The organism is Vreelandella glaciei (assembly GCF_013415125.1).
Classification (GTDB): domain Bacteria; phylum Pseudomonadota; class Gammaproteobacteria; order Pseudomonadales; family Halomonadaceae; genus Vreelandella; species Vreelandella glaciei.
The window spans coordinates 20,350-45,501 of sequence record NZ_JACCDE010000037.1 but is presented as its reverse complement, the minus strand read 5'-3'; the positions used below and the strand labels follow the sequence as shown (position 1 = coordinate 45,501).

Annotated in this window: 19 protein-coding genes and 1 pseudogene; 13 read left to right on the top strand and 7 right to left on the bottom strand. The window is 53.6% G+C overall.

The features are described from left to right. Positions 1-136: 136 nt before the first annotated feature. Positions 137-877 carry an SDR family NAD(P)-dependent oxidoreductase gene (locus tag HZS80_RS20035; protein ID WP_035563937.1) on the bottom strand — a complete coding sequence of 247 codons (741 nt, stop codon included), beginning with the start codon at positions 875-877 and terminating at the stop codon, positions 137-139. Positions 878-1,100: 223 nt separating this feature from the next. Continuing rightward, on the bottom strand, positions 1,101-1,721 hold the full coding sequence (locus HZS80_RS20030) for a hypothetical protein (RefSeq protein WP_179917102.1): 621 nt from the start codon (positions 1,719-1,721) through the stop codon (positions 1,101-1,103). 215 nt (positions 1,722-1,936) lie between these two features. Here HZS80_RS20030 and HZS80_RS20025 point away from each other — a divergent pair, with 215 nt between their 5' ends. Beyond that, entirely contained in the window at positions 1,937-4,048 is a 2,112-nt protein-coding gene (locus HZS80_RS20025; RefSeq protein WP_035563943.1) for an adenosylcobalamin-dependent ribonucleoside-diphosphate reductase, read from the top strand. 75 nt (positions 4,049-4,123) lie between these two features. Next, entirely contained in the window at positions 4,124-4,909 is a 786-nt protein-coding gene (locus tag HZS80_RS20020; protein ID WP_179917101.1) for a ribonucleoside-diphosphate reductase, read from the top strand. Between the two features lie 84 nt (positions 4,910-4,993). Here HZS80_RS20020 and HZS80_RS20015 read toward each other — a convergent pair whose 3' ends face one another. Together HZS80_RS20015 and uvrA are read right to left on the bottom strand one after the other, a co-directional pair. Continuing rightward, entirely contained in the window at positions 4,994-5,737 is a 744-nt protein-coding gene (locus HZS80_RS20015; protein WP_035563949.1) for a Crp/Fnr family transcriptional regulator, read from the bottom strand. 160 nt (positions 5,738-5,897) lie between these two features. Next, positions 5,898-8,744, bottom strand: a complete 2,847-nt coding sequence (gene uvrA, locus HZS80_RS20010; protein WP_179917100.1) for an excinuclease ABC subunit UvrA — start codon at positions 8,742-8,744, stop codon at positions 5,898-5,900. 203 nt (positions 8,745-8,947) lie between these two features. Between uvrA and HZS80_RS20005 the strand changes: the two genes are divergently transcribed. From HZS80_RS20005 to HZS80_RS19990, 4 genes are all read left to right on the top strand, one after another. Beyond that, on the top strand, positions 8,948-10,327 hold the full coding sequence (locus HZS80_RS20005; protein WP_179917099.1) for an MFS transporter: 1,380 nt from the start codon (positions 8,948-8,950) through the stop codon (positions 10,325-10,327). Between the two features lie 73 nt (positions 10,328-10,400). Then, positions 10,401-11,030: a single-stranded DNA-binding protein gene (locus HZS80_RS20000; RefSeq protein WP_179917098.1), complete on the top strand. Its 630-nt coding sequence runs from the start codon at positions 10,401-10,403 to the stop codon at positions 11,028-11,030. A 71-nt stretch (positions 11,031-11,101) separates the two neighbouring features. Then, the gene (locus HZS80_RS19995; protein WP_179917097.1) at positions 11,102-11,410 is read left to right on the top strand and encodes a hypothetical protein; all 309 of its coding nucleotides are present in this window, start codon (positions 11,102-11,104) and stop codon (positions 11,408-11,410) included. 299 nt (positions 11,411-11,709) lie between these two features. Next, positions 11,710-12,420 carry a site-specific integrase gene (locus HZS80_RS19990; protein WP_179917096.1) on the top strand — a complete coding sequence of 237 codons (711 nt, stop codon included), beginning with the start codon at positions 11,710-11,712 and terminating at the stop codon, positions 12,418-12,420. A gap of 77 nt (positions 12,421-12,497) precedes the next feature. Here the strand turns inward: HZS80_RS19990 and HZS80_RS19985 are convergent, their stop codons facing one another. Beyond that, complete coding sequence (locus HZS80_RS19985; protein ID WP_179917095.1) at positions 12,498-14,072, bottom strand: transposase; 1,575 nt, start codon at positions 14,070-14,072, stop codon at positions 12,498-12,500. A gap of 155 nt (positions 14,073-14,227) precedes the next feature. Between HZS80_RS19985 and HZS80_RS19980 the strand changes: the two are divergent. The 7 genes and pseudogenes from HZS80_RS19980 to HZS80_RS19950 all read left to right on the top strand — a co-directional run bounded on the left by HZS80_RS19980 (position 14,228) and on the right by HZS80_RS19950 (position 21,880). Then, a pseudogene (locus HZS80_RS19980) lies at positions 14,228-15,340 on the top strand (IS3 family transposase). Between the two features lie 392 nt (positions 15,341-15,732). Next, positions 15,733-16,842 carry a TRAP transporter substrate-binding protein gene (locus tag HZS80_RS19975; RefSeq protein ID WP_179917094.1) on the top strand — a complete coding sequence of 370 codons (1,110 nt, stop codon included), beginning with the start codon at positions 15,733-15,735 and terminating at the stop codon, positions 16,840-16,842. Further along, a complete protein-coding gene (locus tag HZS80_RS19970) occupies positions 16,839-17,663 on the top strand; it encodes a maleate cis-trans isomerase family protein (protein ID WP_218927799.1) in 825 nt (274 codons plus the stop codon). Before HZS80_RS19975 ends, HZS80_RS19970 begins: the two co-directional genes overlap by 4 nt. Next, positions 17,647-18,168 (top strand): TRAP transporter small permease, encoded by a 522-nt coding sequence (locus tag HZS80_RS19965; protein WP_179917093.1) that lies wholly within the window; start codon positions 17,647-17,649, stop codon positions 18,166-18,168. Before HZS80_RS19970 ends, HZS80_RS19965 begins: the two co-directional genes overlap by 17 nt. Before the next feature lie 9 nt (positions 18,169-18,177). Continuing rightward, entirely contained in the window at positions 18,178-19,458 is a 1,281-nt protein-coding gene (locus HZS80_RS19960) for a TRAP transporter large permease (RefSeq protein WP_179917092.1), read from the top strand. A gap of 49 nt (positions 19,459-19,507) precedes the next feature. Then, the gene (gene dmeF / locus HZS80_RS19955) at positions 19,508-20,446 is read left to right on the top strand and encodes a CDF family Co(II)/Ni(II) efflux transporter DmeF (RefSeq protein WP_218927798.1); all 939 of its coding nucleotides are present in this window, start codon (positions 19,508-19,510) and stop codon (positions 20,444-20,446) included. A gap of 54 nt (positions 20,447-20,500) precedes the next feature. Then, positions 20,501-21,880 carry an MFS transporter gene (locus HZS80_RS19950; protein WP_179917091.1) on the top strand — a complete coding sequence of 460 codons (1,380 nt, stop codon included), beginning with the start codon at positions 20,501-20,503 and terminating at the stop codon, positions 21,878-21,880. 642 nt (positions 21,881-22,522) lie between these two features. Here the strand turns inward: HZS80_RS19950 and HZS80_RS19945 are convergent. Then, on the bottom strand, positions 22,523-23,782 hold the full coding sequence (locus tag HZS80_RS19945; protein WP_340162624.1) for an alpha-hydroxy acid oxidase: 1,260 nt from the start codon (positions 23,780-23,782) through the stop codon (positions 22,523-22,525). 12 nt (positions 23,783-23,794) lie between these two features. Beyond that, positions 23,795-25,051, bottom strand: a complete 1,257-nt coding sequence (locus HZS80_RS19940) for a flavin-containing monooxygenase (protein ID WP_179917090.1) — start codon at positions 25,049-25,051, stop codon at positions 23,795-23,797. Positions 25,052-25,152: the final 101 nt, after the last annotated feature.

The window sequence follows — 25,152 nt, the reverse complement described above, 5'->3', positions numbered from 1 at the left end:
GCAGTGAAACCGCTTAGCGCCGATGGTAGTGTGGGGTCTCCCCATGCGAGAGTAGGTCATCGTCAGGCACCTATACCGCAGAAAACCCAGCCACCCGGCTGGGTTTTTTGTTGCCTGGAAGAAAAACACCTCACCCTTACCACTCAATAGGTTGGCCACTCCAGTCCCAAAAGGTACCGCTATCATCAGGCGTTCGCTGGGCGATGACTGCTAGCAACTTCTCTGCTACAAATGCAGACGTGAAGAGCTTCTCGTTAGGCACCCTTGCTTGAAAAGGTTTAGAGAGCGCTGTATCGGTGGTGCCAGGGTGCAGGCATAAAACGGTGCATTGTTTGTTAAGCCGTTTGAGCTCTATTGATGCCGTCTTAAGCAGCATGTTATGGGCTGCTTTGCTGGCACGATAGCTGTACCAGCCGCCTAGCCGATTGTCCTCGATAGAGCCAACTCGCGCCGAAAGGCTGGCGATCACTGAAGGGTGTACACCTTTGAAAGAGTCTTGTAGTGCCGCTAGAAGTAATATCGGCGTAAATGCATTGATGTTCATTGTCTGTGTCAAATTTTCAACACTAAGCTGATCTAGGCGCTTTTCAGGCAGCAGCTGTTGCGCTTTATTATGAAGAATGCCGATGGCATTGAAAAAGAAGTGGATAGGCTGGGCAGCCAGCTCTTTCTTAAGCGCATACCTACCCTGTTCTTGGGAAACATCAAGCATTAGGTAAGTAAGGCGGGGATCGACTATTCGTGGTTGTTGGCGGCTTACCGCGATAATGTGGCCGACCTGAGAGGAAGAGAGTAACTGCTTAATGATGGCAGCGCCTATTCCTCCCGATGCGCCGACAACCAGCGCTGTATAATGATGAGGCAGTAAGTTGAACATAAGAGGCCATTGCTATCATGCAAGTAAAGGCTTTCATTGAAGCGTTATCTAGAAAACTTGTCGAGAGATTAGATTATTAGCCGAGGACTCCTTTTTTTCCTGAGTTTCTTCCCTAGGCTTGATTTGCAATGCTCAATATTTTGGGGCTGCGGGTTTCTCTTTACCTCTTAAGACATATATTTACCCCGTTACTGAAAGATGATGTGCTGCCAGATAGAGAATATTAGTGCGTAGTATATTCGGCGCCTTTACATTCAGCCAGCATCCGGTTAATTGCCGCGTCGGCGCCTTGCAGGCTAAAGGTCATATACCAAGGCTCGCGCTGTTCCTGGTCAAAACCGAGAAACAACTGCTCGCCCTGGCGCATGTCGTCCATCAGCGCCGCCAAGTCGCTTAAGTAAAAGTGGGCATAAAAACCGTCGTCGCCGCGTTCGGTAATAAATTCCGCCATGGTATCAATCACGGGCTGCTCATCAATGCGTAGCCTGGCGGGTACTAAGTTCACCGCACGGCTCTCACCTTGCTGCTGCTCAAGCGTCACGCGCATCTCCAGCCAGGGTAAATCACAAACGCCTGCGGTGGCGTTCAGGCTTAGGGTGGCATCAGAATAGCTGTGAGTTTCTATCGCCCGGTAGTGTCGTTCACCCCCCAATGACAGTGTCATCGACTGCCAGTGTTCGTGGGTGGCCACGTCGTCGGTATTAAATGTTGCTGCGCTAGCCATGGATGTTGCGACCATCAATGAGATGACCATTGCCGCCATAACGAACATAGGGGCTAACATAGCGATTAGCGTTGACGAGTGGAAACGCAGGGCGACCGTCGCCGTGATGATGTGAGCCATGTAACCAAAATCCCTAGACGAGTAACCGGAAAAAACAGTCTATAGCGTGTTTGATATTGTCAAAAGAGTAACGCGCTGATTTTTCTATATATGGTAGAGAATAGTTAAAAAAGTGCCTCATATGGTGGAAAGTCAAGTCTATACTTCACTCCGATGCCACGTATAATCGCCCATTTGAGCGCTATATTCACCCCGTTGTGAAGGAGTTTTGCGACATGAGCACCGCTGCTAAGGCTATCAAGACCTCTAATGACGTCCCGATGCAGGCCCCCTCGCGGGAGATCTGGGATGCCAAGTACCGCCTCAAGGATCGTCATAGCCAGCCCGTCGACCAAGATGTCGGTGCTACATTTGAGCGTGTTGCACGCGCCCTTGCAGCGGTGGAAGGAGACAAGGCAGAAGAGTGGTTGCCGAAATTCCGCTGGGCGCTGGAACATGGTGCTATCCCTGCCGGTCGCATCCTTTCTAATGCGGGCGCAGAGGCTTACAAGCCCGCGGTAAGCCTGATCAACTGCACCGTTTCACGCACTATTCGCGACTCCATGCGCGATATTCTCGATTCCGTCGTGGATGCGGGCATGACGCTAAAGTCAGGGGCGGGTATCGGCTACGACTTCTCGACACTGCGCTACAAAGGCGCGTTTGTGTTTGGTGCTGGCGCAGGCACCAATGGTCCGCTGGCGTTTATGGATATCTACGACAAGATGTGTTTCACCGTGGCTTCTGCCGGTGGCCGCCGTGGCGCCCAGATGGGTACCTTCGATGTAGGCCACCCGGATGTGCGCGAATTTATCCAGGCGAAACGCGAAGCAGGGCGCTTGCGTCAGTTTAATCTGTCGTTGCTGATCACTGATGAGTTTATGGAAGCGGTCAAAAACAATACCGATTGGCCGCTCGCTTTCCCGTTGCATCCCGGTGAGAAAGAGGACGTTAAAGCGGAAGACCTGCTCTATCGTGACTGGCCGGTAGTGGAAGAGGGCTACACGGTGGATGCCGAAGGCCGTGTCGCCTGCCGTATTGTGGAAGTGATCAAAGCGCGCGAATTATGGGACACCATCATGTCCTCCACCTATGACTACGCCGAGCCAGGTTTCATCCTGATCGACCAAGTCAACCGCATGAACAATAACTGGTTCTGCGAGGATATTCGCGCCACCAACCCCTGTGGCGAGCAGCCGCTGCCGCCAGAGGGTGCCTGCCTGCTGGGTTCTGTCAACCTGACCAAGTTCGTGATCGATCCCTTCGGCGCAGAACCGCGCTTTGACTGGGAGCGTTACCGCAAGGTCGTCGCCATCTTTACCCGCATGCTCGACAACGTGGTGGAAATTGCTGGCCTTCCGCTGCCCCAGCAGCAGCGTGAAATCGAAGCCAAGCGCCGCCACGGCATGGGCTTTTTGGGCCTGGGGTCGACGCTTACTATGCTCAAAATCCCTTATGGCTCGAAGCAGTCACTGGTGTTCACCGATGAGGTGAGCCGCCACCTGGCGATTGAGGGCTGGAAGCAGGCACTGGAGCTCTCTAAAGAGAAAGGCATGGCGCCAGTGCTTGAGCAGGAGCACACCATTACCCCCAAAATGTTGCGTGAGCGCCCACAACTGGCCAAAGATGGCTATGAAGTGGGCGATCAAGTGCCGGGTCGTATTCTGCATGCCCGTTACAGCCAGTACATGGCCCAAGTGGCCGAGCTTGAGCCCGAACTGGTCGCACAGCTGGCCGAGTATGGCGCACGCTTTACTCACCACAGTTCGATCGCGCCGACCGGCACGATCAGCCTGTCGATGGGTAACAACGCCTCCAACGGTATCGAGCCTTCCTTCTCGCACCGCTATTTCCGCAATATTATCCAATCGGGTAAGAAGACCAAAGAGCAGGTCGAAGTCGTCTCCTTTGAGCTCGCCGCCTACCGTCACTTTATCGCCGACGACGCTGTGGATAGCGACCTGCCTGACTACTTTGTGACCGCCGATGCGATCTCACCCGAGCAGCACGTCGCCGTTCAGGCCGCCGCCCAGCACTGGGTGGATTCAGCGATCTCGAAAACGGTTAATGTGCCTACTGAGTTCCCGTTTGAGCAGTTCCAAAACCTCTATTTGCAGGCCTATGAAAGCCGCTTAAAAGGCTGCACAACCTTCCGTTTTAACCCAGAAGCCTTCCAGGGCGTGCTGGTGCGTGAGGATGATCTTAAAAACACGACTTACGTATTTGAGCTGGAAAATGGCGAAACCCTCGAACTGACCGGGGATGAAAAGGTGGTTTACGACGGCGAAGAACATAACGCTGCCAACCTATTTGATGGCTTAAAAGAGGGCACCTACGGCAAATGGTAGCGGCGGGGGCTGCGCCCTTGCTAGCAGCGTCCATGTAAAGAACCGCCCGATTACCTTTGCTAAGTGGAGAACACCATGGCTGTAGAAATTACCTCAAAAATCGTTGGTTACCGGATCAAGCAGCAGGAGCAGGCCGCGCCCGTTCCTGAGCTACAGGATGAAAGCCCGCTGACGGTGCGGATTCCGTCACGCCCGGAAGGCACTCTAGAAGCCGTATCAGAGAAGATTTCGTACGTGGGCGCGGAAGGTCGCAAGAAAGTCTATCTGCTGGTGTCGTTTATGCCGGTGGAAGGCGTGATTGGCGGTAAACGCGTGGTGATTGAGCGCCCGGTAGAGTTCTTTTTCCCGTCGGGCCAGCTCTCCAGTGAGCACCAGTGGATCACCGCCACCATGCGCAGCCTCTCGCTGGCAGCCCGCGGTGGTTACGTCACCCAGGCGGTGGCGGATCTACGCAAAGTAGCTTGGGATAAAGGCCTGGTGCGCTGCGGTATGAACCGCTGGAAAAAGCCGATGTTTCACGATTCAGAGGTCGCTGCGATTGCTTGGTCGATACAGCAGATTCTTTATCGTCGCGGTTTCCTGGATCGGGATGGCAATCAAGTCCCGGCTGAACAGCTGGTTGAGCGCTATGCCCACCGCATGACCCATGGCCATGCTTGGCAGCCGGATGAGGAGGCGGGCGATGCGCCCGTTGAAGCGGGTGCGGTAGAGCCGATCGGTGAAAAGGCTACTGAGGGAAAAAAGCCTGAAGGCAGCGCCCCGGCCATAGTGGGTAGCTGCCCTGAGTGCCGCGGCGAGCTCATCATGATGGATGGTTGCCCAACCTGCTATGCGGGGTGTGGCTGGTCCAAATGCGGTTAATGTGCTGTCGCCTCAGCGACTGACGGCGTAACAACACTACCGCGTGCTTTATAGCACGCGGTTTTTTTGTGCTGATCGCCTAATTTATGCAGTATCACCTAATAGGGGGCGGACGTTGTCGGTGAGATAGCAGTCATCAAATTGGCCTTCGGCGCATAACGCCGCCAAGTCTGGAATGGTGAGGTGGTGACGATCACGGAATACCAACTCGCTTTCACTAAGTGCGGTAAACGTTCGGCTCACGTGAACGGGGCTAAGACCAAGTACATCGGCCAACTGTTCTTGAGAGAGAGGCAGGCGAAACTGATTGCTAATATCGGGATTAGTTTGGCGTAGCCGCAAATACATCTCGTAGAGAAAATGCGCCATTTTCTGGCGGGCACTGCGTCTTGCCAAGGTGACCAGCCGCTCTGTCATCAGCGCCTGTTGGCGACTACCAATAGCAAACATTACTGATGTAAGGGGAAGCGACTGGCGGAAAATATCCAGCATACGTTTGTGCGGGAAGTGACAAACCACACCGTCATCAATCATGCGCACATTCTCAAGGCGCTCGGAGAACGCAAACTCGCGCAGACCAATAATGTCACCCGGTAAAAACACTTCCAGAATTTGCCGATCACCATTTTCTAAGTGGCGATAGGAGAAGGCCCAGCCGCTCTTGAGCGTGCAGAACTCATTGGCCGCATCGCCCATTTCCCATAGGATCGTGCCGGATTTTATATTGCTTGGACTCTCTTCAAGCGAGAGGAGCAATGTTTTCTCCTCCTTCGTCAACGAGCAATAGTGACTGAAGTGCTTGATAATACAGCTTTTTTCTTCGTTCATGGCCTATCCCTCTAAGAGAGGTTTACTTAATATAACTAACTATTAGCTGCTCGTCACAATACACAATAGGGCTGCGTACTGCGTTGTTCAATGCGTGAGGTAGCGGGCTCCTTTAGTTAGGGGCGCGTGCGCGCCCCACCTTCGAAAAAAGACCTAAAGGTTAGCGCTTGGTTGCTCGTTTACCACGCGCTAGCAGTGGTGCTAAGAAATGCCCGGTATGCGAGACTTTCTGTTTTACGAGCTGCTCCGGTGTGCCTTCAGCGATAATCTGCCCGCCACCTGAGCCCCCTTCGGGGCCGAGATCGACAATCCAATCGGCCGTTTTGATCACATCCAGATTGTGCTCAATCACTACGATAGTATTGCCATGATCACGCAGGCGATGCAGCACCGTCAGCAATTGACGAATATCTTCAAAATGCAGGCCGGTGGTTGGCTCATCGAGAATATACAGCGTTTTGCCGGTATCGCGCTTGGCTAACTCACGGGCGAGTTTCACCCGCTGCGCTTCGCCGCCCGACAGGGTGGTAGCGCTCTGCCCCAGGCGGATATAAGAGAGTCCTACATCGAGCAAGGTTTGCAAGCGACGGGCAATAGCGGGCACCGGGCTGAAGAATTCCAGCGCGTCTTCCACGGTCATGGTCAGCACTTCGTGGATCGTTTTGCCTTTGTAGTGAATATCCAGCGTTTCACGGTTATAGCGCTTGCCCTTACAGACGTCGCAGGGCACGTAGATATCGGGCAGAAAGTGCATCTCCACCTTGATCATGCCTTCCCCCTGGCACGCCTCGCAGCGCCCGCCCTTGACGTTAAAGCTGAAACGGCCGGGCTTGTAGCCCCGCGAACGCGCTTCTTGGGTGCCCGCAAACAGCTCGCGAATCGGCGTAAAAATACCGGTATAGGTAGCCGGGTTGGAGCGCGGCGTTCGCCCAATGGGACTCTGATCAATATCGATCACTTTATCGAGCTGATCGAGCCCTTCGATTTTTTCATAAGGTGCGGCGGTCAGCGTGGTCGCGCGGTTTAGCTCGCGAGCCGCAATCGGCATCAAGGTGCCGTTGATCAACGTCGATTTACCCGAGCCCGAAACGCCGGTAATGGCGATAAACAGCCCCAGCGGCAACGTTAGCGTCACGTCCTGCAGGTTATTGCCGGTGGCGCCGCGTAGCACTAATTGCTTTTCTGGATTGCCGGGAATGCGGTAGGGCGGTACGGCGATTTCCCGTGTGCCGGAAAGATACTGGCCGGTCAGCGAGTTGGCATTATCCATTATGTCCTGGGGCGTGCCCTGGGCGACGATTTCACCACCGTGGACGCCTGCACCGGGGCCGATATCCAGCACGTGGTCGGCGGCACGAATAGCATCTTCATCGTGCTCTACCACAATCACGGTATTGCCCAAGTCGCGCAGTCGCTCAAGGGTTTTCAACAGCCGGTCATTATCGCGCTGGTGCAAGCCAATCGACGGCTCATCAAGAATGTACATGACCCCAACCAGGCCTGCGCCTATCTGGCTGGCCAGGCGAATACGCTGGGCCTCGCCGCCAGAAAGCGTGTCGGCGCTGCGCTCCAGGTTGAGGTAATCCAGCCCCACGTTGACCAGAAACTCTAGTCGGGCGTGAATTTCATGAACGATTTTGTCAGCAATTTCGCCTTTACGGCCGGGTAGTGTTAGATCGGCAAAGTAGCGCCACGCCTCGCCAATCGGGAAGCGGACGATATCGGCGATGTTGTGGTCATCCACATAAACATGGCGCGACTCTTTGCGCAGTCGCGAGCCATTACAAGTGGCGCAAGGCTGCACCGCGATGTATTTGACCAGGTCATCGCGCACCATGTTGGATTCGGTTTCCCGATAGCGGCGCTGCATATTAGGCAGCACGCCCTCAAAGGCGTGTTCGCGGGTCACTTTTCGGCCGCGGTCGCCCACGTAGACAAACGGAATCTGTTCGTCGCCGCTGCCGTTTAAGATAACCTCTCGTTCATGGCGGGCAAGCTCTTGCCAGGGCGTTTCCAGCTCAAAGCGATAGTGCTTGGCCAGCGCCTGGAGCTGGGTAAAGTAGTAAATATTGCGTCGATCCCAGCCTTTGATGACGCCTTCGGCAAGCGAAAGCTCTGGGTGGCTGATCAGCTTGTCCGGGTCGAAGTACTGCTGAACGCCCAGCCCATCGCAGGTGGGGCAGGCGCCCGCCGGGTTGTTGAACGAGAACATGCGTGGCTCAAGTTCTGCCAGCGAGTAGCCACATACCGGGCAGGCAAAGCGTGACGAAAAAGCAATATCGTCGCGCTCACCGTCCATAAAGTGAATCATGGCGGTGCCGTCGGCGAGGTTCAGCGCCGTTTCGAACGACTCTGCTAGGCGCTGGGCGAGATCATCGCGTACCTTGAAGCGGTCAACCACCACGCTGATGTCGTGTTTTTTGCGTTTATCCAGCGGTGCGATGTCGTCCAGCTCCAGCACCTGGCCGTCGATCAGTGCGCGTACGAAACCCTGGGCACGCAGTTCTGCTAATAACTGTAGGTGCTCGCCTTTGCGGCCTTTGACCACCGGCGCCAACAGCATCAGCTTGGTGCCTTCGGCGAGATTCATGACCTGATCGACCATCTGCGAGATCGTCTGGGCTTCAAGGTCTTCGCCGTGCTCGGGGCAGCGGGGCGTGCCTGCGCGGGCGAACAGCAGGCGCAGATAGTCGTAAATTTCGGTGATGGTGCCCACGGTCGAGCGTGGGTTGTGGGAGGTGGACTTCTGCTCAATAGAGATCGCAGGTGACAGCCCTTCGATGTGATCTACATCGGGCTTTTCCATCATCGACAGGAACTGGCGCGCATAAGTGGAGAGCGATTCCACGTAGCGGCGCTGCCCCTCGGCGTAAAGGGTGTCGAAGGCTAAAGACGATTTACCCGAGCCGGAGAGGCCGGTAATCACAATCAGCTTGTTACGGGGCAGTTCCACATCGATCTGCTTGAGGTTGTGGGTGCGGGCACCCCTGACCAGAATGCTGTCCATCAACACCTCGAATCGCGCGGCAAAAGCGTGATTATACGTTTGTCTGACCCCTCCCGGCAAAACCGCTTTAATAACCTGCGTCAACTCGCGACGTTTCCAGCGACCGCCCAAACCGCTAGAATAGGGGTTTATCGCAAGTCGTTACGTTACTCACCACATGCTTATCCACCAGATAGTTATTTTTCATCACACACAAGGGCATTATGCGCAAGGTTTCCGCACTGTTGCTGGCCTCTGAACGTCGCGCGATCAGCGGTTTGGCCGGGCTCTATGCATCGCGCATGCTGGGCCTATTTATGGTGCTGCCCGTGCTGGCGCTCTACGCTGATACGCTGGCGGGGGCGACGCCTCTGTTGGTGGGCGTCGCACTGGGCATCTATGGGTTGACCCAGGCGACGCTGCAAATCCCGTTTGGCTTACTCTCTGATCGCATTGGCCGCAAGCGAGTTATCGCTATGGGGCTGGTCATTTTTGCACTCGGCAGTGTGGTCGCGGCGCTCTCCGATAGCATTGCCGGTGTAATCGCCGGGCGAGCGTTGCAGGGCGGCGGCGCCGTGGCCGCGGCGATTATGGCGCTGCTGGCGGATCAAACCCGTGAAGAAATTCGCACCGCCGCGATGGCCACCATTGGGCTTTCGATTGGGGTGTCGTTTGCCATCGCCATGGTGTTGGGGCCATGGCTTGCCGCCTGGGCGGGGCTGGCTGGCGTGTTCTGGTTTACCGCGCTACTGACGCTGGTGGGGCTGCTGGTGTTATGGCGCTGGGTGCCTGCCGCGCCACGGCGGCGGCGTCACCGTGATGTAGGCATGGATCGCCAGCAGTTTAAAAGCGTGATCACCCGCCCCGATCTATGGCGGCTGGATTTATCGATTTTTGCTCTGCATCTAGTGCTGATGGCGATATTTGTGGCGGTACCGTTTCGCTTGCTAAATGCTGGCGTGGCGATTGAGTATCACGGGCTGGCGTATCTTGGCATTATGGCGTTATCGTTTGTGGCGATGGTGCCGCTGATTATGGTGGCCGAGAAGCAACAGCGCATGCGTTTGATGTGCCTGGGGGCGATCGGCGCTATTGTGGTTAGCTTAGCGGGGTTAGGGTTGCCATTATCGCCAGGTTATTGGCTATTTGTCTGGCTGTTTGTGTTCTTCACGGGCTTTAACTTGCTGGAAGCGACGCTACCTTCCATGCTCAGTAAGCTGGCCCCGGCGGGCGCGAAAGGGACTGCCATGGGCGTGTATTCCACTAGTCAATTTTTAGGTGCTTTTTTAGGCGGTACACTAGGCGGTTTACTGGCGCATTATGGCGGCCTCAACGCGGTCTTTATTGGCTGTGCTGGGCTTGCGCTATGCTGGTGGATCGCCATGTGGCGGATGCCTTCACCACCACCGCTCTCCAGCGAAGTGGTGGCGCTGCACGAAACCCAGGCAGACGCGCTCGACCTGTTGATGGAACATTTAGCCGATGTGGTCGGCGTAGAAGACGTCATGGTGGTGCCGGAAGAGCGTTTGGTCTATTTAAAGGTGAATCGTCAGCAGCTTGACCAGGCAGCGTTAACTCGGCTGATGGCGCCACCCAAATCTTAATCCAGCCCGGCCGATAAAAGCGTGACGGCGGTTGGCAATAAACTCTACATGACAGCTATTAAAGGAGCGCCTTATGGCTCGCGGCATTAACAAGGTCATTTTGATTGGCAACCTCGGGCAGGATCCAGAGGTGCGTTTCACTCCCAGCGGTACCGCCGTGGCTAACTTGAACCTGGCGACCACCGATACCTGGATGGATCGCCAGAGCGGTCAGCGCCAGGAGCGTACCGAATGGCACCGCGTGGTGATGTTCAATAAAACCGCCGAAATTGCCCAGCAGTACCTGAAAAAAGGCTCCAAAGTCTATATTGAAGGGCGTCTGCAAACCCGCAAATGGCAAGATCAGAACGGTCAGGATCGCTATTCGACAGAGATTGTCGCCAACGATATGCAGATGCTTGATGGTCGCAGCGGTGATTTCCAAGGCGCTGGCGCTGGACAAAACAGCTATCCCCAGAACGCTCCTCAGAATGCGCCCCAAAACGCGCCGGCCCCCAATAGCCAAGGTGGCGGTTATCCACAGCAGGGTGGCGCACCTCAGGGCGGAAACTACCCAGACGGGCAGAGCCCACAGCAGCCTCGCCCCGCACAGCCAGCGCCCCAGCAGGGCAACCAAGCACCACCGCCCAACCAGCAGAACAGCAGCTACGGTGCGCCTGACCCGGGTAATTTCGACGACTTTGACGATGAGATACCGTTTTAACTTTCTCAATATTAAAGTATTGTATATATGATGCTATAAAGCCCTGATATATCAGGGTTTTTATATTTATTTTGAAAAAAAAAACTGGTTTTATTATTGCCACCTTCATACAATCAGAAAAAATTGATTTATGGTGGGTGGGTATGAAGCTGAAGAGAGGAAGTTTAATTTTTCAGAATGGTGAGCGATTCTCATTACTTTTAAATGAGAATGGTGTTCCTGACTTTTGGACAACCTTATATCTGACTACTTTCTATCGGTTATCGACGCAAGAAACGATGCGCAGTGCTGTCAATGCGCTTGCTCATTTTAAAATCTGGGATAGCGCACAGCCACTACCGTTTTTTGAAAAAAATTTTGAAGATTGCGGAAGCAGCTGAGAATGGGGAGAGAAGTAAAATACAGCGCCCTCTGTTCTTAGATATTGCGGAGGTGCAATCGCTGGCACGTCATTGCAAACTAAAGACTGTTGCAGCTAGACGAAGCCTAACAAAAAAATCGTGGCAACGTCATAGAGCTACAAGCATCACAACCTACCAGAGTACTCCCTGACCCTACTGTAAGCGTTAAGCAGCAGAGTTATCGTCTAAGGATTACAATAGAGTTTTTGTGCTTTGTAGTTGAAACTTCACTTCGAAAACGAGCAAATTTTGCTTGCTATCTTGACTCAGCGGATAACATGAAGGAGGTACTGCTTAAGCAGGGACCAAGACGTCAAGGCTCTAAAACCTCACAATTTGATCCAGACAAAAAAGCGTCACCGCCTGAAGTATTTATTGAGGTCATGCGCTTGGCAGAACCGGAATGCTCTGACAATCCATTCACATCTTTGGTACGCCATAGAAATTACTTAATGTTTCAAGTGCTATTCGAAACAGGAATGCGTTCAGGGGAAGTCCTTCAGTTAAAAGTTCAGGATATTCGTTTTTCTGAGCAGCTTGTTTCTGTTGTTCGTCGACATGACGACCCTGAGGATAAGTGGCGTTTAATTGAGCAAAATGCTAAGACACAGGAGCGCGGTATTCCAATCTCTTATGAATTGTCGCAAGCGCTATACAACTACGTTATTAATGAGCGCCGGTTATTAGCAGAGCAACAAAAACACGGATTTTTGTTTATCTCAAATAAGGGGCTATCCCGAGGCACCCCAATGAGTTTGAGTCAGTTTAGTAAGCTGGTTTTAAAAATAGCAAAGGATACAAATCTTGCTGCGTATATCGAGACTGAAGGCATTCAAGTCGACAAACATATTACTCGCCATGGGTTCCGGCATAACTTCAATCAACGAGGCTGTAGAAAAACCCGATTTCGAGCCATCTCTACCCCCTCTCGTCCTAATTTACTTACTCAGCCAGTCATCTGGCTGAGTAATCTTAATATCGGTATTTAGCCACTTGAGCGCCCAGCTAAAGCTTGTTGAAGACGACCTTTTGCTCTTAAAAAGCAACTTACCCCGCTCTAAGCCCTTCATGACGCGGCCATGTGGCCATAATTCGCTAACTTCTCAATATTGTGCACCAGGCAGTAAAGCTGCCACTGGCCCTGCACCTTTTTCTTACCCCGTAGACTAAACCGGTTCAGTCTTTTCGTCGTGCCAATATTGCCGAACACCGGCTCTACTACCGACATGCGATGGCTGTAAATCTGCTTGCCCTTGGGGCTATCCACTCGGTGCTTCATCCAATCAGTGTAATTGGGCAGCCGATTGTTCTCGATGATAAAAGATACCTGTCGACCGGCACCGTTGCGATGGTCTGCCGAGGCCGGATTCTGCATGCATCGGTATTTCTTTGGGCAATGCCGACATTGCAGTAAACGCCCTTCGAAGTGCACCCGGATTTTGCCAGTGTCCGTTTCTCGTTGCCCGCGATAGGACAGTTTTTCGCCGGTTGGGCAGATACACGTTAGCTCTACCGGATCAAACTGGAAAGCGCTGGCGGGCGTCGTCTCTCGCCAGCCTTTATCTGGTAAATTCTGGTGGCGCTTGCCATATTTGTTTTTCTGGTCGGCGAATTTCGGATCTCGGCTGCGGAACTGATTATCGGGGATGTAGCCGTTGATCTCCTGTTCGTGTAGATACTTCATATTGGCTTCATTCGCGAAGCCAGTATCGGCAGTAATGAGGGTGCCTTTCCGGTAGATATTCTCAGCGATGCCCAGCTTCTTAAAACGCGCTTCAACCTGCTCCAGAACTGGCCTCAGGGTGTGATGTTCTTGGCCTTCGCCAAAGGCCTGAGCGTCAATGATGATCTGATGTTTCTTATCCACTGTGGCCACACCGTTATAACCCTGAATCGTGCCTTTACTGGTGGTCATTTTGGCACTTTCGTTATCGGTGAGATTGCTCTTCACTTCCTTGATTCGCTTCCCCCGGCCCATCCTTGGGCTGTGCGTCTTTAGGAAACGATCCACTTTGTTCATGGCGGCATCTAGCGAGAGAATCGTCTTGGCCCGTCGGATATCCCTATCCAGATCGGCTTCCGTCTCGGCCTCGTCACGCGCGTAGTGCTTCAGTAGGTGATGCCGGATCAGGCCTCTCAGTTTCTCACGTTTCTCATCCAATTCTTTGAACGTGCCAGACCACTCTTTGGAGGCATCGGAGGACATCTTGCAGCCATCAATCGCAAAGAGTTCGTTACCCAGCAAGCCTTGTTCGTGGCATACCAGCAGCACTTGTTCGAATAGCGCTTCGATCTCATCAGCATGGCGACTAACGAAGCTTGCCAGTGTGGTGAAATGAGGCACGGTATCGCAGGAAAGGGCTTTGAAAATGATGTTGGTCTCGCAACACCATTGCATCTCTCGACTGGAGGTGATGCCTTTTGAGTAAGCAAACAGGATAATCTTAAGCAGGATAGCCGGATCATAGGCCAGCCGACCGGTCGCATCGTTGCGGTACTTGGGATGGAAAACGGATAAGTCGAGCTTGTGCTCGATCAGGTAGTGCACCGCGTGTTCAAAGGTGCCTGGCTGGAGCTGATCCTGGTAGTTGATCACCACCATGGCGTTCTGATCGTAGTTATAAGCCTTGAAGCGCGGCATGCTGACCACTCCTCGTCTGTTTCCTCGATCCTACCAAAACTTAGCCGTCAGCGGAGTTTTTCTACAGGCTCAACGCCTCTCTAACACCCGACTTCACCCCCAGATTGAGTAGCGCTACACTTTAGAGTCCGATCCTATGGGTAAGGAGATTGGACATGAAGAAGCGTTTCAGCGAAGAAGAGATCATTGGCTTCCTGGGCGAAGCCGAAGCGGGACTGCCTATCAAGGAGCTATGCCGTCGGCACGGTTTCTCAGAAGCCAGTTACTATCTATGGCGCAGCAAGTTTGGCGGCATGAGCGTGCCCGATGCCAAGCGACTCAAAGAACTCGGAGCCAAAAATGGACGCTTGAAAAAGCTGCTCGCTGAGTCGCTACTGGAGATGGAGGTCACTCGCGAGGCGCTGAGAAAAAGGTGGTGAGTGCCCCTGCACGCCGAGACGTGGTGCGCTTTATGGTGTCACGTGGCCTGAGTGAGCGCCGAGCGCTCCGTGTCATCCGTATGAGTGCCAGTGCGTTACGCTATCAGCGAATGCCGGACCGCAACCAGGGCTTGCGCGAACGCATCCTGGCGCTCGCGCATCGGTATCGTCGCTATGTGGCGGGCATGATCTACTTGAAACTGCGTCAAGCCGGTGAACAGGTCAATCATAAGCGCGTCGAACGCCTCTACGCGGCGGCTCGGTTGCAGGTTAAACGCCGCAAGCGCAAGAAGGTTCCCACGTCTGAGCGAAAGCCCCTTGGTCGTCCTGGTGCCGCCAATCAGGTCTGGTCAATGGATTTTGTGTTTGATCGTACGGCTGAAGGACGGGTCATCAAGACCCTGACCGTTGTTGACGATGCGACTCATTAGGCGGTGGCCATCGTGCCGGAGCGCGCCTTTGGTGAGCTGTTTTTAACACGTATTCTGGATCATCTGGCTTTACAACGTGGCCTACCTAGCGCCATTTGCACGGATAATGGCAAGGAATTCTGTGGGCGCGCCATGCTGTCATGGGCTCATCTACGGGGCGTTGCACTGTTTTTAATCGAACCTGGAAAACCCAACCAAAACACCTACATCGAATCGTTCAATGGGCGCTTTCGAGATGAATGTCTGAATGAGCATTGGTTCACCAGTCTTCATCACGCCCAGGTTGTCATTAAGGCGGGAGTACAACGAAGAAAGACCGAAGAAGAGTCTTGGTGGGCTGACACCTTCAGCCTATGCCGAGCAACTGGTGGTAAAACACGCTAAAGTTACTTCTGACTCTAAACCCGGCTGCTACTGAAGATGGGGTGACGTCGCTGCCCCTTTTGAAAATCATTATTTTTTGAATTTACTCCTATATATAAGAACACTTATATTTAATAATTTTACTCACTGCTTTTTTCTTAAGTTTCAAGGGAACAATATAGCTTTTGTTTTACGTGCTTTTTCTTCGGATTTGCCGAAGTCCTGCTTTGCCACACTAGCCTCAGAGTTTCTGAAGCAGTAGAGCAGAATTTCCTTTTTTACTTTCTGAGCCGGTGCTCCATACAATCAAGCTCGATAAGAGAATGAGTGTGACTTATTTATAATTCATAAAATGACGGTAGCATTAGACTTTAATTATGGCTCGAAACATTGTTGTGCAATTTTTTGCTACCAATATAGAGAGCTGATAAAAATTGGTGCAAAAAAATGCACCATGATACGACATTAAAATTCTTCTTATGCAGTTTTTTGACGAAACATGCTGAGAAGTTCAACGATGATAATGCTGTAGTGCGCAACTTTAACGACAAACGAGGAAAAATCATGTTGAAACGGAAATTATACTCGTGTGTTTTGGCGTTGGGCCTGGTGGCACCGATGCATGTAGCCTTGGCCCAGACGGACCAGACTACGCTCCGCCTAGCAGTCGAGACGACACCCGGTGACCCGCTGAACGTCATGCTTGCCACCTTTCGCGATGCCCTTCAGGAAAGTGCTGAGGATAGTATCGAACTTGAGTTTTTCGAAGGTGGGGCGCTTGGCGATGAGGCGGCATTGATGCAGCTGATCCGAGCAGGCGAGGTACAGGTGGTTCCGCTGGGGTCGGACGTAGTCGAGCTCGATAACAATTTTGCTCTCTTCGACATGCCCTTCCTATTTGCCGACAAGGAGTCTGCCCGTGCGACGCTCGACGGTGAGCTGGGCGATCTGCTCTCCGCCTCCCTGCGCGACAAGGCTAACCTAGAGGTTCTTGCATACGGAGAGTTGGGTTTTCGCGTTATCAGTAACAACCGGCACCCGATCCGCACTCCAAAAGATCTCGACGGACTGAAGTTGCGCACCCCTGGGAGTGAAACACGCTTGCTTGCTTTCGAGATGCTCGGCGCCGCCCCGACGCCCATGGCACTGGGAGAGGTCTACGTGGCCTTACGTCAAGGTGTGCTTGATGGCCAGGAGAACCCTCTATCCGTACTGGAGGAGTTTTCACTCTACGAAGTGCAGGATTACGTCTCACTTACCAATCACGTCTATACGCCCATCACTCTCGCCATGAATGCATCGGCATATGATTCGTTGTCTGCGGAACTGCAGGAGAAAATGGCCCAGGCGGCACAGGAAGGCGCTGAGGCAACACGTCAACTTTCAGATGAAAGTGATGCGACACTTGTCGATGATTTTACCGAGGCCGGGGTCAGCGTAAACCAGCCCGATCTCGACAGCTTCATATCAGCGTCCGTGCCGATTCGGGACGAAATTGCAAAGAGGTTATCAGGCGATTTCTGGTCGCAGGCACAAACATTACTGGAGCAGAAATGAGCGCGAATGAACAAGCAATAATGGGGGCGGCCGAAGGCGGCCCCCTCCCCCAGTTTCGTTACGACGGCAGCGGCGATAATGCGCGTATCGGGCTTATATACATGGCTTCGAGCGTGGTAATGGAGTCCGAGATGTGGGCGATGGCGGCACAGGGCGTCTCCATACATACGACAAGGATTCGTTTACCTAAAGTTACCTTTAAGGGCATCGATGCCATGATGCGCTCGCCGGAGATCGAGCAGGCGGCTCACCTGCTCGGGTCAGCGCCGATTGATGTATTGTGTTTCGGCGGCACCAGCGCCTCGTTCTTGCATGGTACTGCTTATGATCGTGGCTTGATTGAAAATCTCAAGCAGTGGGCACCCGGGCCGCTCGTGACTACCGCGTCTACCGCTACCTTGGCGGCATTGGCGGAGGTTGGTGCAACCAAGATCGCGTTAGCGACGCCCTACGTGGATGAAGTACATGATCGGGCCATCAACTTCCTCGAAGAGAACAATCATGCCGTGCTTCGTCACGCCAATCTTGGTATCGATGATGACCATGCTCTCGCTGAAGTGCCTTTAGATGAAGTATTCGATTTCGTTAAATCCGTAGACCATCCTGACGCCAGTGCCATTTTCATCAGTTGTACCAACTTCCGTACCGTCGGGGTAATCGAGGCCCTCGAGGCTGAGCTGGGCAAGCCAATAATATCGGCCAACCAGGCATCATTCTGGCACTGCTTGGAGCTCCAGGGTATCTACGGCGCGCGTGCAGGGTATGGTCGTTTATTCGACCGGCGCCTCGCTGGAGGAGATCAAAATGTTGGAAACATCTGAGCAAAAGATTCATCTGTCCGATGAGGTGCCAAGAGGCCTCGTCGCTGGGCTACGTCGGTTCCGGCTGGGAGCCGCGCTGGTCCACATTATTGAAGGTTGTGCAGTGGCCTTCATGGGAGGCATCGCAATACTTGTCTTCGCCAATGCATTTAGCCGCTATGCATTTGGTCGGCCTCTGCCCTGGACGGATGAGGTCGTACCGATGTTATTGGTCTGGGTGACCGCCGTCGGCATCGTTTTAGCCTCTCTGCGGGGTGCGCTTATCTCCTGCGATATACTGACGAGCCGCCTGCCGGGAGTCGTGGCGCGAATCGTATCTCGTTCCTGTGCTATTTTCGGTGCACTCACCATGGGGGTTCTGGGGTGGTACGTATGGCAATACATGGGCCTGTTCGGCAGTGACCTGACGCCCATGTTACGACTACCCAAGAGTGTCATATTTAGCGGGTTGCTGCTCGGCGCGGTCGGAATGGTCGTTTCGCTTCTGCTCCGTATTCGCCACTGAGGATATCTTATGCTAACGCTTGCAGCCATTACAATTTTAATACTGTGTGTATTGGTATTAGTCGGCCTTCCCATCATCGTATCCCTTACGGCGTCCGTGCTCTTTTATTTGACCATGAGTGAAGGTTGGTCGCTTGCGTTGCCACAACAGACTCTTGCAGGTATCAGCGATTATATCTTGATCACTATGCCTCTATTCATATTGGCAGGCGGCATCATGAATGCGAGTGGAATAGCGGACCGGCTGTTCGACTTTGCCGGGGCGCTGGTCGGGTGGATGCGAGGTGGTCTAGCTCATGTCAATGTGGCTGCCAGCGTTATGTTCGGTGGTATGATCGGGACCTCCGTGGCTGATCTTGCGGGTACCGGGTCGGTCCTAATCCCTAAGCTAAAGGAGAACAACTATCCGGGGCCTTTCGCTGCGGCACTTACCGCCACCTCATCGGGTATAGGCATACTGATTCCTCCAAGTTCCCCCATGATACTTTATTCAGCGGTGACGGGGGTCTCACTGGGTGCCCTATTTCTTGCTGGGGTATTGCCAGGCTTGTTGATGGGACTAGTGCTGATGCTGATCATATCCCTGCTTGCTCGTCGTAATGGCTGGCAGCCCATGGCAGGTTTTGCCTGGCGAGAAGTCGCTCGTACCGGCATGCGGGCCATCCTGCCTCTCGGGCTCCCCGCTCTCATTCTGGGGGGACTTGTATTCGGGCTTTTTACTCCCTCGGAAGCGGGAGCTTTTGCGGTCGCCTACGCATTGGTGCTTTCCATGCTGGTTTACCGCACCCTTAGCTGGGCGAAGCTATATCGGGTGACTATAGATTCAGCGATCCTCACCGGTGAGATCCTGCTGGTCGTTGGTCTTTCGACTGCGTTCGGATGGGCATTGTCACAGGCAGGGGTTCCCGGTGCACTTGCCGCCGGTCTGGATACTCTGCTTCCCTTTGAGTCGGTAACCATGAAGATTCTGGTGCTGCTCTTGCTGGCATTAATAGCGGGCATGATTCTTGATCCCCTTATTCCCATGATCATGCCCCTGCTACTGCCTTCGCTGATGATGATGGATGTGGACCTACTTCACTTTGGCGTTCTGATCGTGGTTACCGTGGTCATCGGACAGATAACGCCGCCTGTAGCGCTGGCGCTTTTGGTGGCGGCAAAAATTGGTGACGAGGAGGTAACGAGCGTCATTCGTGCCAATACCGTTTTCCTAATAACACTGTTCGGTTTTTTGTTGCTATTGGTCTACGTGCCGGCACTGTCCACTACGCTGCCGCGATTAATGCAATAGTCTTGATGCTTTGCCTGAGGTATGGCCATTCTCGAGTACTGAGGAAAAAATGAGTATACAAAACGCGCAGTTGGAACCATTCACTCATAGCCATGTGTTCGGACTCGATCAGCCTCGCCCGGGTGAACGGCGTACCATTTTGGTTACCATGATAACGCTGGCAGCGATGGCGATCGAAATCGTGGCGGGGTATCTGTTTGGCTCGATGGCACTCCTTGCCGACGGCCTGCATATGGGGTCGCACGCCATCGCGCTAGGCATTAGTGCGTTCGCCTACGCCTACTCTCGCCGGCATGCAGGAGATAGTGCCTTTACCTTTGGTACCGGCAAGGTAGATGCTCTCGCGGGCTTTGCGGGAGCCGTACTTCTGGCGTCATTCGCTGGCGTCATAGCTGTAGAGAGTGTCTCTAGGATTGCCCAGCCGCGCCCCATCGACTTTGACATGGCGGTGCTGGTTGCGGGTGTTGGGCTTATCGTCAATGTCGTTTGCGCGGTCATTTTGGGGGGGCATGGTCACGGCCACTCCCATACGCACCAGTATGACCATTCCCAATCAGCACACACCGGACGGGACCATGCACTGAATTCGGCTTACCTCCATGTTCTCGCGGATACCCTGACCTCGGTATTGGCGATCGTCTCACTCTTGGTGGCCAAGTATACCGGTCAGCATTGGGTCGATCCGCTGGTAGGCATCATCGGTGCAGTAATGATTGCTCGCTGGTCCGTCGGGTTGCTGCGAGCCACTTCCAGCATACTACTTGACCGTAGCGCTGGCGAACCGGTCCTTGGCACTCTCCGGGAAGCTATCGCGAGAAATGAGATGGATCGGCTCGCCGATCTCCATGTCTGGGCAATAGGGCCGGAAATTCATGGTGCCGCCATTTCGATCATTTCATCCGCGCCGCTTACTCCCGATGAGTATCGCGCTCGCATTCCCAAGCACTTGGGCATCGTTCACGCCACCATAGAGGTCCATCGGCTGTAGAGCAGTCAAGCTATAGCAGGCTGTGCTTTCCTATATTTCTATAAGGCTATTACTATGTTGGGTATCTTGTATGATCGCCGATTTCGCCACCTATTCGGGGCTCAGGTTTTTTCTCTGCTTGGAACCGGGCTGGCAACCATCGCGCTGGCGTTACTCGCTTATGACCTTGCCCAAGACAACGCAGGGATCGTACTGGGAACTGCCTTCGCCATCAAGATGGTAGCCTATGTAGGTGTTTCTCCTTTGGTGGGCGCGTTTGCCGCCAACTTTCCGCGTCGAACCATGCTGGTTACGCTGGATCTATGCCGTGCCGGCATGGTCGGACTGCTTCCGTTCGTTTCGGAGATCTGGCAGGTCTATGTGCTGGTATTCTTGTTTCAGAGCTTTTCCGCTGCGTTCACGCCCACTTTCCAGGCGATGATTCCCGATATTTTAAAAGATGAAAAGAGCTATACGAATGCGCTGTCACTGTCGCGTTTGGCATATGATCTTGAATCGCTAGTGAGTCCTGCGCTATCTGCACTTTTCTTGATGTTCATCTCCTTCCACTGGCTGTTTCTCGGAACAGTATTAGGTTTTATCGCCTCGGCAGTATTAATAATGTCCATAACCTTGCCGGTCTCTCAAGATAAAGCCTACGTTCGGGAAGAGGGCCTGTCACGGTTCACCAAGGGCTTCCGTATCTATTTTGCAACCCCCCGCTTGCGCGGACTACTGGCGTTCAGTTTTGCCGTTTCGGCAGCAGGAGCGATGGTCTTGGTCAATACGGTGGTCTTGGTTCAGGAAAAGCTTGCGGGAGGCGATCCTCTTGTGGCGCTATTTTTTGGCGCCTATGGTGTCGGTTCAATGTGCGTTGCTCTAGGCTTGCCTTCGTTACTGACTTATTTTACCGACCGGCAATCCATGATGGCAGGTGCCGTTACATTGGTTGTCGGCCTGGTCTTAGCCCTCTGGATGTCCGGCATAGGCACCGGCCTGGTTATCTGGGCCATATTGGGTGCAGGCGCCTCGCTCATATTGACTCCTTCGGGTCGCCTTCTGGCACGTTCTGCTCATCCCGGGGATCGCACGGCCCTGTATGCCGGGCACTTCGCATTGTCTCATTGTGGCTGGCTGATCACCTACCCTATGGCGGGATGGGTGGGCGCTACGTTCGGCTTGCCCGCCACCTTCATGCTTATGGCTATTCTGGCGGCCGTAGCGGGTCTATTTGGAATGCTGCTATGGCCAGCTGAGGATGGGAAGACCCTCACGCACGATCATGAGGCCACCATCCATGAGCACCTGCACGTCCACGACGAGCATCATCAACATCGGCACGAGGGGTGGGAGGGACCTGAACCTCATCACCACTCTCACCGGCACGCCCCTATTCGTCATCGGCACGTTTTCATAATCGACAATCATCATGCGGCTTGGCCAAAGGCCCGTTGACTTTTAACTTGTTGTTAATTCTTCAGTTGTAAATAATCATCGAGAGATAAGGTGATGCTGCTGCCCCTTATCCGCTAGCGCCTTACCCAGTGATAGTACTGGGTGACACGTTGGTGAAACCTTCACCAGCGGGACCAGTGCAACGCATCTTCCAGTCGTCTTCGTCGCTTGGCAACGGGGGGCATAGCCATCGCCGCATTTCGGCCAGGGAGAGAACGACCGGCCTTGCCCACCCAGGCTCAGCAATAGGTCTTTTACAGCTGGTGTCGGCGCAACGTGGCCAGCAGGACATAGGCCGCCATCACCAGTGTGTTATGGCGATACCAGCCTCGCCAGATGTGCACCTTATATTGATCCAGCCCCAGTTGCGATTTGCCTTTACTGGAAACAGCGCTCGATATTCCACTGGGACCCAGCCGCCAGGGCGAGGTCGTCGATCGACGTACCGCAGGGCGCGAAGGTGAAATACGCTGTCATTTCTTCCTGTCCGGTGCCAGGGAACGACGGACCAGCAACCCACGCTGCCATCCCTCAAAAAGACCCGGATTCACTGACCCAGTCATACTCCCGCGGACCCTGTCTACCAGCACCGGCTCATCGTCCTGATTCAACGGGGTAAGTCTATAAGCATAACGCAAAATTTTAGTTTAGATACTTATCAGTATTCTGACACAGAAGTATCTCCCGATTAACGGCGTTGATATCCGTTCTGCCGCAGAAAGCCATAGAAAGGTCCAGTTCGTTTCTGATGATCTCCAGCACTTTGCTCACGCCTTTTTCCCCTTGTGCGCCTAGTCCGTAAAGCATGGCTCTGCCGATATAGGTGCCTTTTGCGCCCAAGGCGATCGCTTTGAGAACATCCTGACCTGAGCGTATGCCGCCGTCCATGTGTACTTCCACCTGGTCTCCCACTGCATCGATAATCGCCGGTAGTGCGGAGAGAGAGGACGGCGCGCCATCCAACTGTCGACCGCCGTGGTTGGATACGACGATTGCGTCGGCACCGGCCGCGATGGCAAGGCGTGCATCTTCCGGATCCATGATTCCCTTGACGATCAGCTTGCCACCCCAGCGTTTCTTAATCCATGTCACATCCTGCCAGGAGAGTGTGGGATCGAACTGCTCTTCGGTCCATTCCACCAGCGAGGCGATATTGTCTACACCTTTGGCATGGCCGAGGATGTTACCAAACTGGCGGTTTTGGGTACCCAGCATTTGCAGGCACCAGCCCGGTTTGAAGGCGATGTCGATGATGTTTCTTAGCGTGGGCTTCGGTGGTACAGACAGGCCGTTCTTTTTGTCCTTGTGCCGTTGGCCAAACACCTGCAAGTCCATGGTTACGACCAGTGCGGAGCAGCGAGCCTCGCGGGCGCGTTCAATCAGATCGGCAGTGAAGCTGCGATCCTTGGTGACGTACACCTGGAACCAGAATGGGTGACTTTGTGTCGCTGAGGCGACCGCTTCAATGGAGCAGATGCTCATGGTAGACAGAGTGAAAGGTATACCAAAACACTTTGCTGCGCGGGCCGCCAGAATTTCGCCATCGGCGTGTTGCATACCTGTAAGCCCGGTGGGGGCAATTGCTACAGGCATGGCGACACGCTGCCCCAGCATCGTTGTGGTCGTACTGCGCTTGGTGATATCGCAGGCGACACGCTGGCGAAACTTTATTTTCTGAAAATCAGCCTCGTTGGCCCTATAGGTTGATTCGGTCCAGGAGCCTCCATCAACATAATCGTAAAAGATGCGCGGCACCCGCTTGCGGGCCAGACGATGTAAATCTTCAATGCATGTGATTTCAGCCATATAAACTTTGCAATATGTTGCGAATGATGGAAATAACCGCAATAAGCTGCTGATCGTTGTTAATACAGCAGCTTTTGTGATCGGACCGGTTTTCACTTGGCTCAGTAATCAGGCCTCAGGTTTTTCATATGACATGTAGCTATTCTGTATAACAATATGGTCGGCGATATATTTCGCATCGTGCCATACACCGTAGATGAACGATGAGGCGCGGTTAACGAGGTTGGGCAGACCGAGGAAGTAGATTCCGCTTTCTGCACTGATACCGCGTTTATGGAACGGCTCGCCATTTTCATCGAAGGCGTTGACCTGCAGCCAGCTGAAATCGAATTTAAAGCCGGTAGCCCAGAGCACGGTGGTTATACCGGCTTCTTCCGCATTCAGGCTGAGGGTCGGCTGCTTGATGCAGTCCGGGTCCGGCAGCAGTTCCCAGGCTTCCTGTTCTTTCGGGAAGGGGAGGCCGTTACGCTCGATGTATCCATCGGCATCACGCAGCACGTCAAAATAGGCCTGGTCACCCTGAGCGATGTTTTCGGCGAGTCCCTCTTCAAACTCGATCACGCCTTCCTTCCAGCTTTTGGTGATGCCGACTAGATTGATCCCCATGTGCGCCAGACGACGGAAATCTACGGTGCGGCCACCTTCATAACCGCTGACGGCGAAGGCCACATGCTGTTTTTTAGGTTTGATTTTTACTTCGTCCCACAGGCCCAGGGCACCCAGCCACCAGACGTAATCGCGACCGCGATAAGAGCGAGGCGGACGGTAATGTTCGCCCACAGAAAGGTAGACTTTTTTGCCTGCTTGGCGCAGTTCTTCAGCAATCTGTGTGCCCGAGGCTCCGGCACCGACCACCAGCACCGCACCTTTCGGCAGTTGGCTGGGATTTTTATAGGCGGATGAGTGTAGCTGATGAATGTTGCTGCCTTCTGGAACGATATTCGGATAGGATGGGCGTTGGAACGGCCCCGTGGCGGCGACCACATTGTCGGCTTCGATGATGCCTTCAGAAGTGGTAACGGTGAACCCCGGGCGGCCCTCGTTGTGCTCTACCTTGATGACATTAACGCCGGTGCGCACGGGGGCGCCGAGCATTTTGACGTACTCTTCGAAGTAATCGACTATGCGCTCTTTGGAGGGGAAGGCTTCTGGAGAGACACCTTCAAATTTTAGTGTCGGAAAACGGTCGTGCCAGGCTGGTCCATTAGCTACTAGTGAATCCCAGCGTTCGGAACGCCAGCGCTCTGCTATCCGATTTCGCTCCAGCACAAGGTGCGGCACTTTCATGAGTGAGAGATGCTCGCTCATGGCGATTCCCGCCTGACCTGCACCAATAACTAAGGTGTTAATTTTTTCGACTGACATTTGAATATCCTAAAGGTGATAGCCCCTGATTTAATTTGCTGGCGCTTGGTCATCGACTGTGTGTCGAAGAAGTCAGGAGCCCGAGAGAAACCGTTCATCGA

Coding starts and splice junctions, on each gene's coding strand:
- HZS80_RS20035 (WP_035563937.1), bottom strand. CDS start 877: ATGTTCAACTTACTGCCTCATCATTATACAGCGCTGGTTGTCGGCGCA.
- HZS80_RS20030 (WP_179917102.1), bottom strand. CDS start 1,721: ATGGCTCACATCATCACGGCGACGGTCGCCCTGCGTTTCCACTCGTCA.
- HZS80_RS20025 (WP_035563943.1), top strand. CDS start 1,937: ATGAGCACCGCTGCTAAGGCTATCAAGACCTCTAATGACGTCCCGATG.
- HZS80_RS20020 (WP_179917101.1), top strand. CDS start 4,124: ATGGCTGTAGAAATTACCTCAAAAATCGTTGGTTACCGGATCAAGCAG.
- HZS80_RS20015 (WP_035563949.1), bottom strand. CDS start 5,737: ATGAACGAAGAAAAAAGCTGTATTATCAAGCACTTCAGTCACTATTGC.
- uvrA (WP_179917100.1), bottom strand. CDS start 8,744: ATGGACAGCATTCTGGTCAGGGGTGCCCGCACCCACAACCTCAAGCAG.
- HZS80_RS20005 (WP_179917099.1), top strand. CDS start 8,948: ATGCGCAAGGTTTCCGCACTGTTGCTGGCCTCTGAACGTCGCGCGATC.
- HZS80_RS20000 (WP_179917098.1), top strand. CDS start 10,401: ATGGCTCGCGGCATTAACAAGGTCATTTTGATTGGCAACCTCGGGCAG.
- HZS80_RS19990 (WP_179917096.1), top strand. CDS start 11,710: ATGAAGGAGGTACTGCTTAAGCAGGGACCAAGACGTCAAGGCTCTAAA.
- HZS80_RS19985 (WP_179917095.1), bottom strand. CDS start 14,072: ATGCCGCGCTTCAAGGCTTATAACTACGATCAGAACGCCATGGTGGTG.
- HZS80_RS19975 (WP_179917094.1), top strand. CDS start 15,733: ATGCACCATGATACGACATTAAAATTCTTCTTATGCAGTTTTTTGACG.
- HZS80_RS19970 (WP_218927799.1), top strand. CDS start 16,839: ATGAGCGCGAATGAACAAGCAATAATGGGGGCGGCCGAAGGCGGCCCC.
- HZS80_RS19965 (WP_179917093.1), top strand. CDS start 17,647: ATGTTGGAAACATCTGAGCAAAAGATTCATCTGTCCGATGAGGTGCCA.
- HZS80_RS19960 (WP_179917092.1), top strand. CDS start 18,178: ATGCTAACGCTTGCAGCCATTACAATTTTAATACTGTGTGTATTGGTA.
- dmeF (WP_218927798.1), top strand. CDS start 19,508: ATGAGTATACAAAACGCGCAGTTGGAACCATTCACTCATAGCCATGTG.
- HZS80_RS19950 (WP_179917091.1), top strand. CDS start 20,501: ATGTTGGGTATCTTGTATGATCGCCGATTTCGCCACCTATTCGGGGCT.
- HZS80_RS19940 (WP_179917090.1), bottom strand. CDS start 25,051: ATGTCAGTCGAAAAAATTAACACCTTAGTTATTGGTGCAGGTCAGGCG.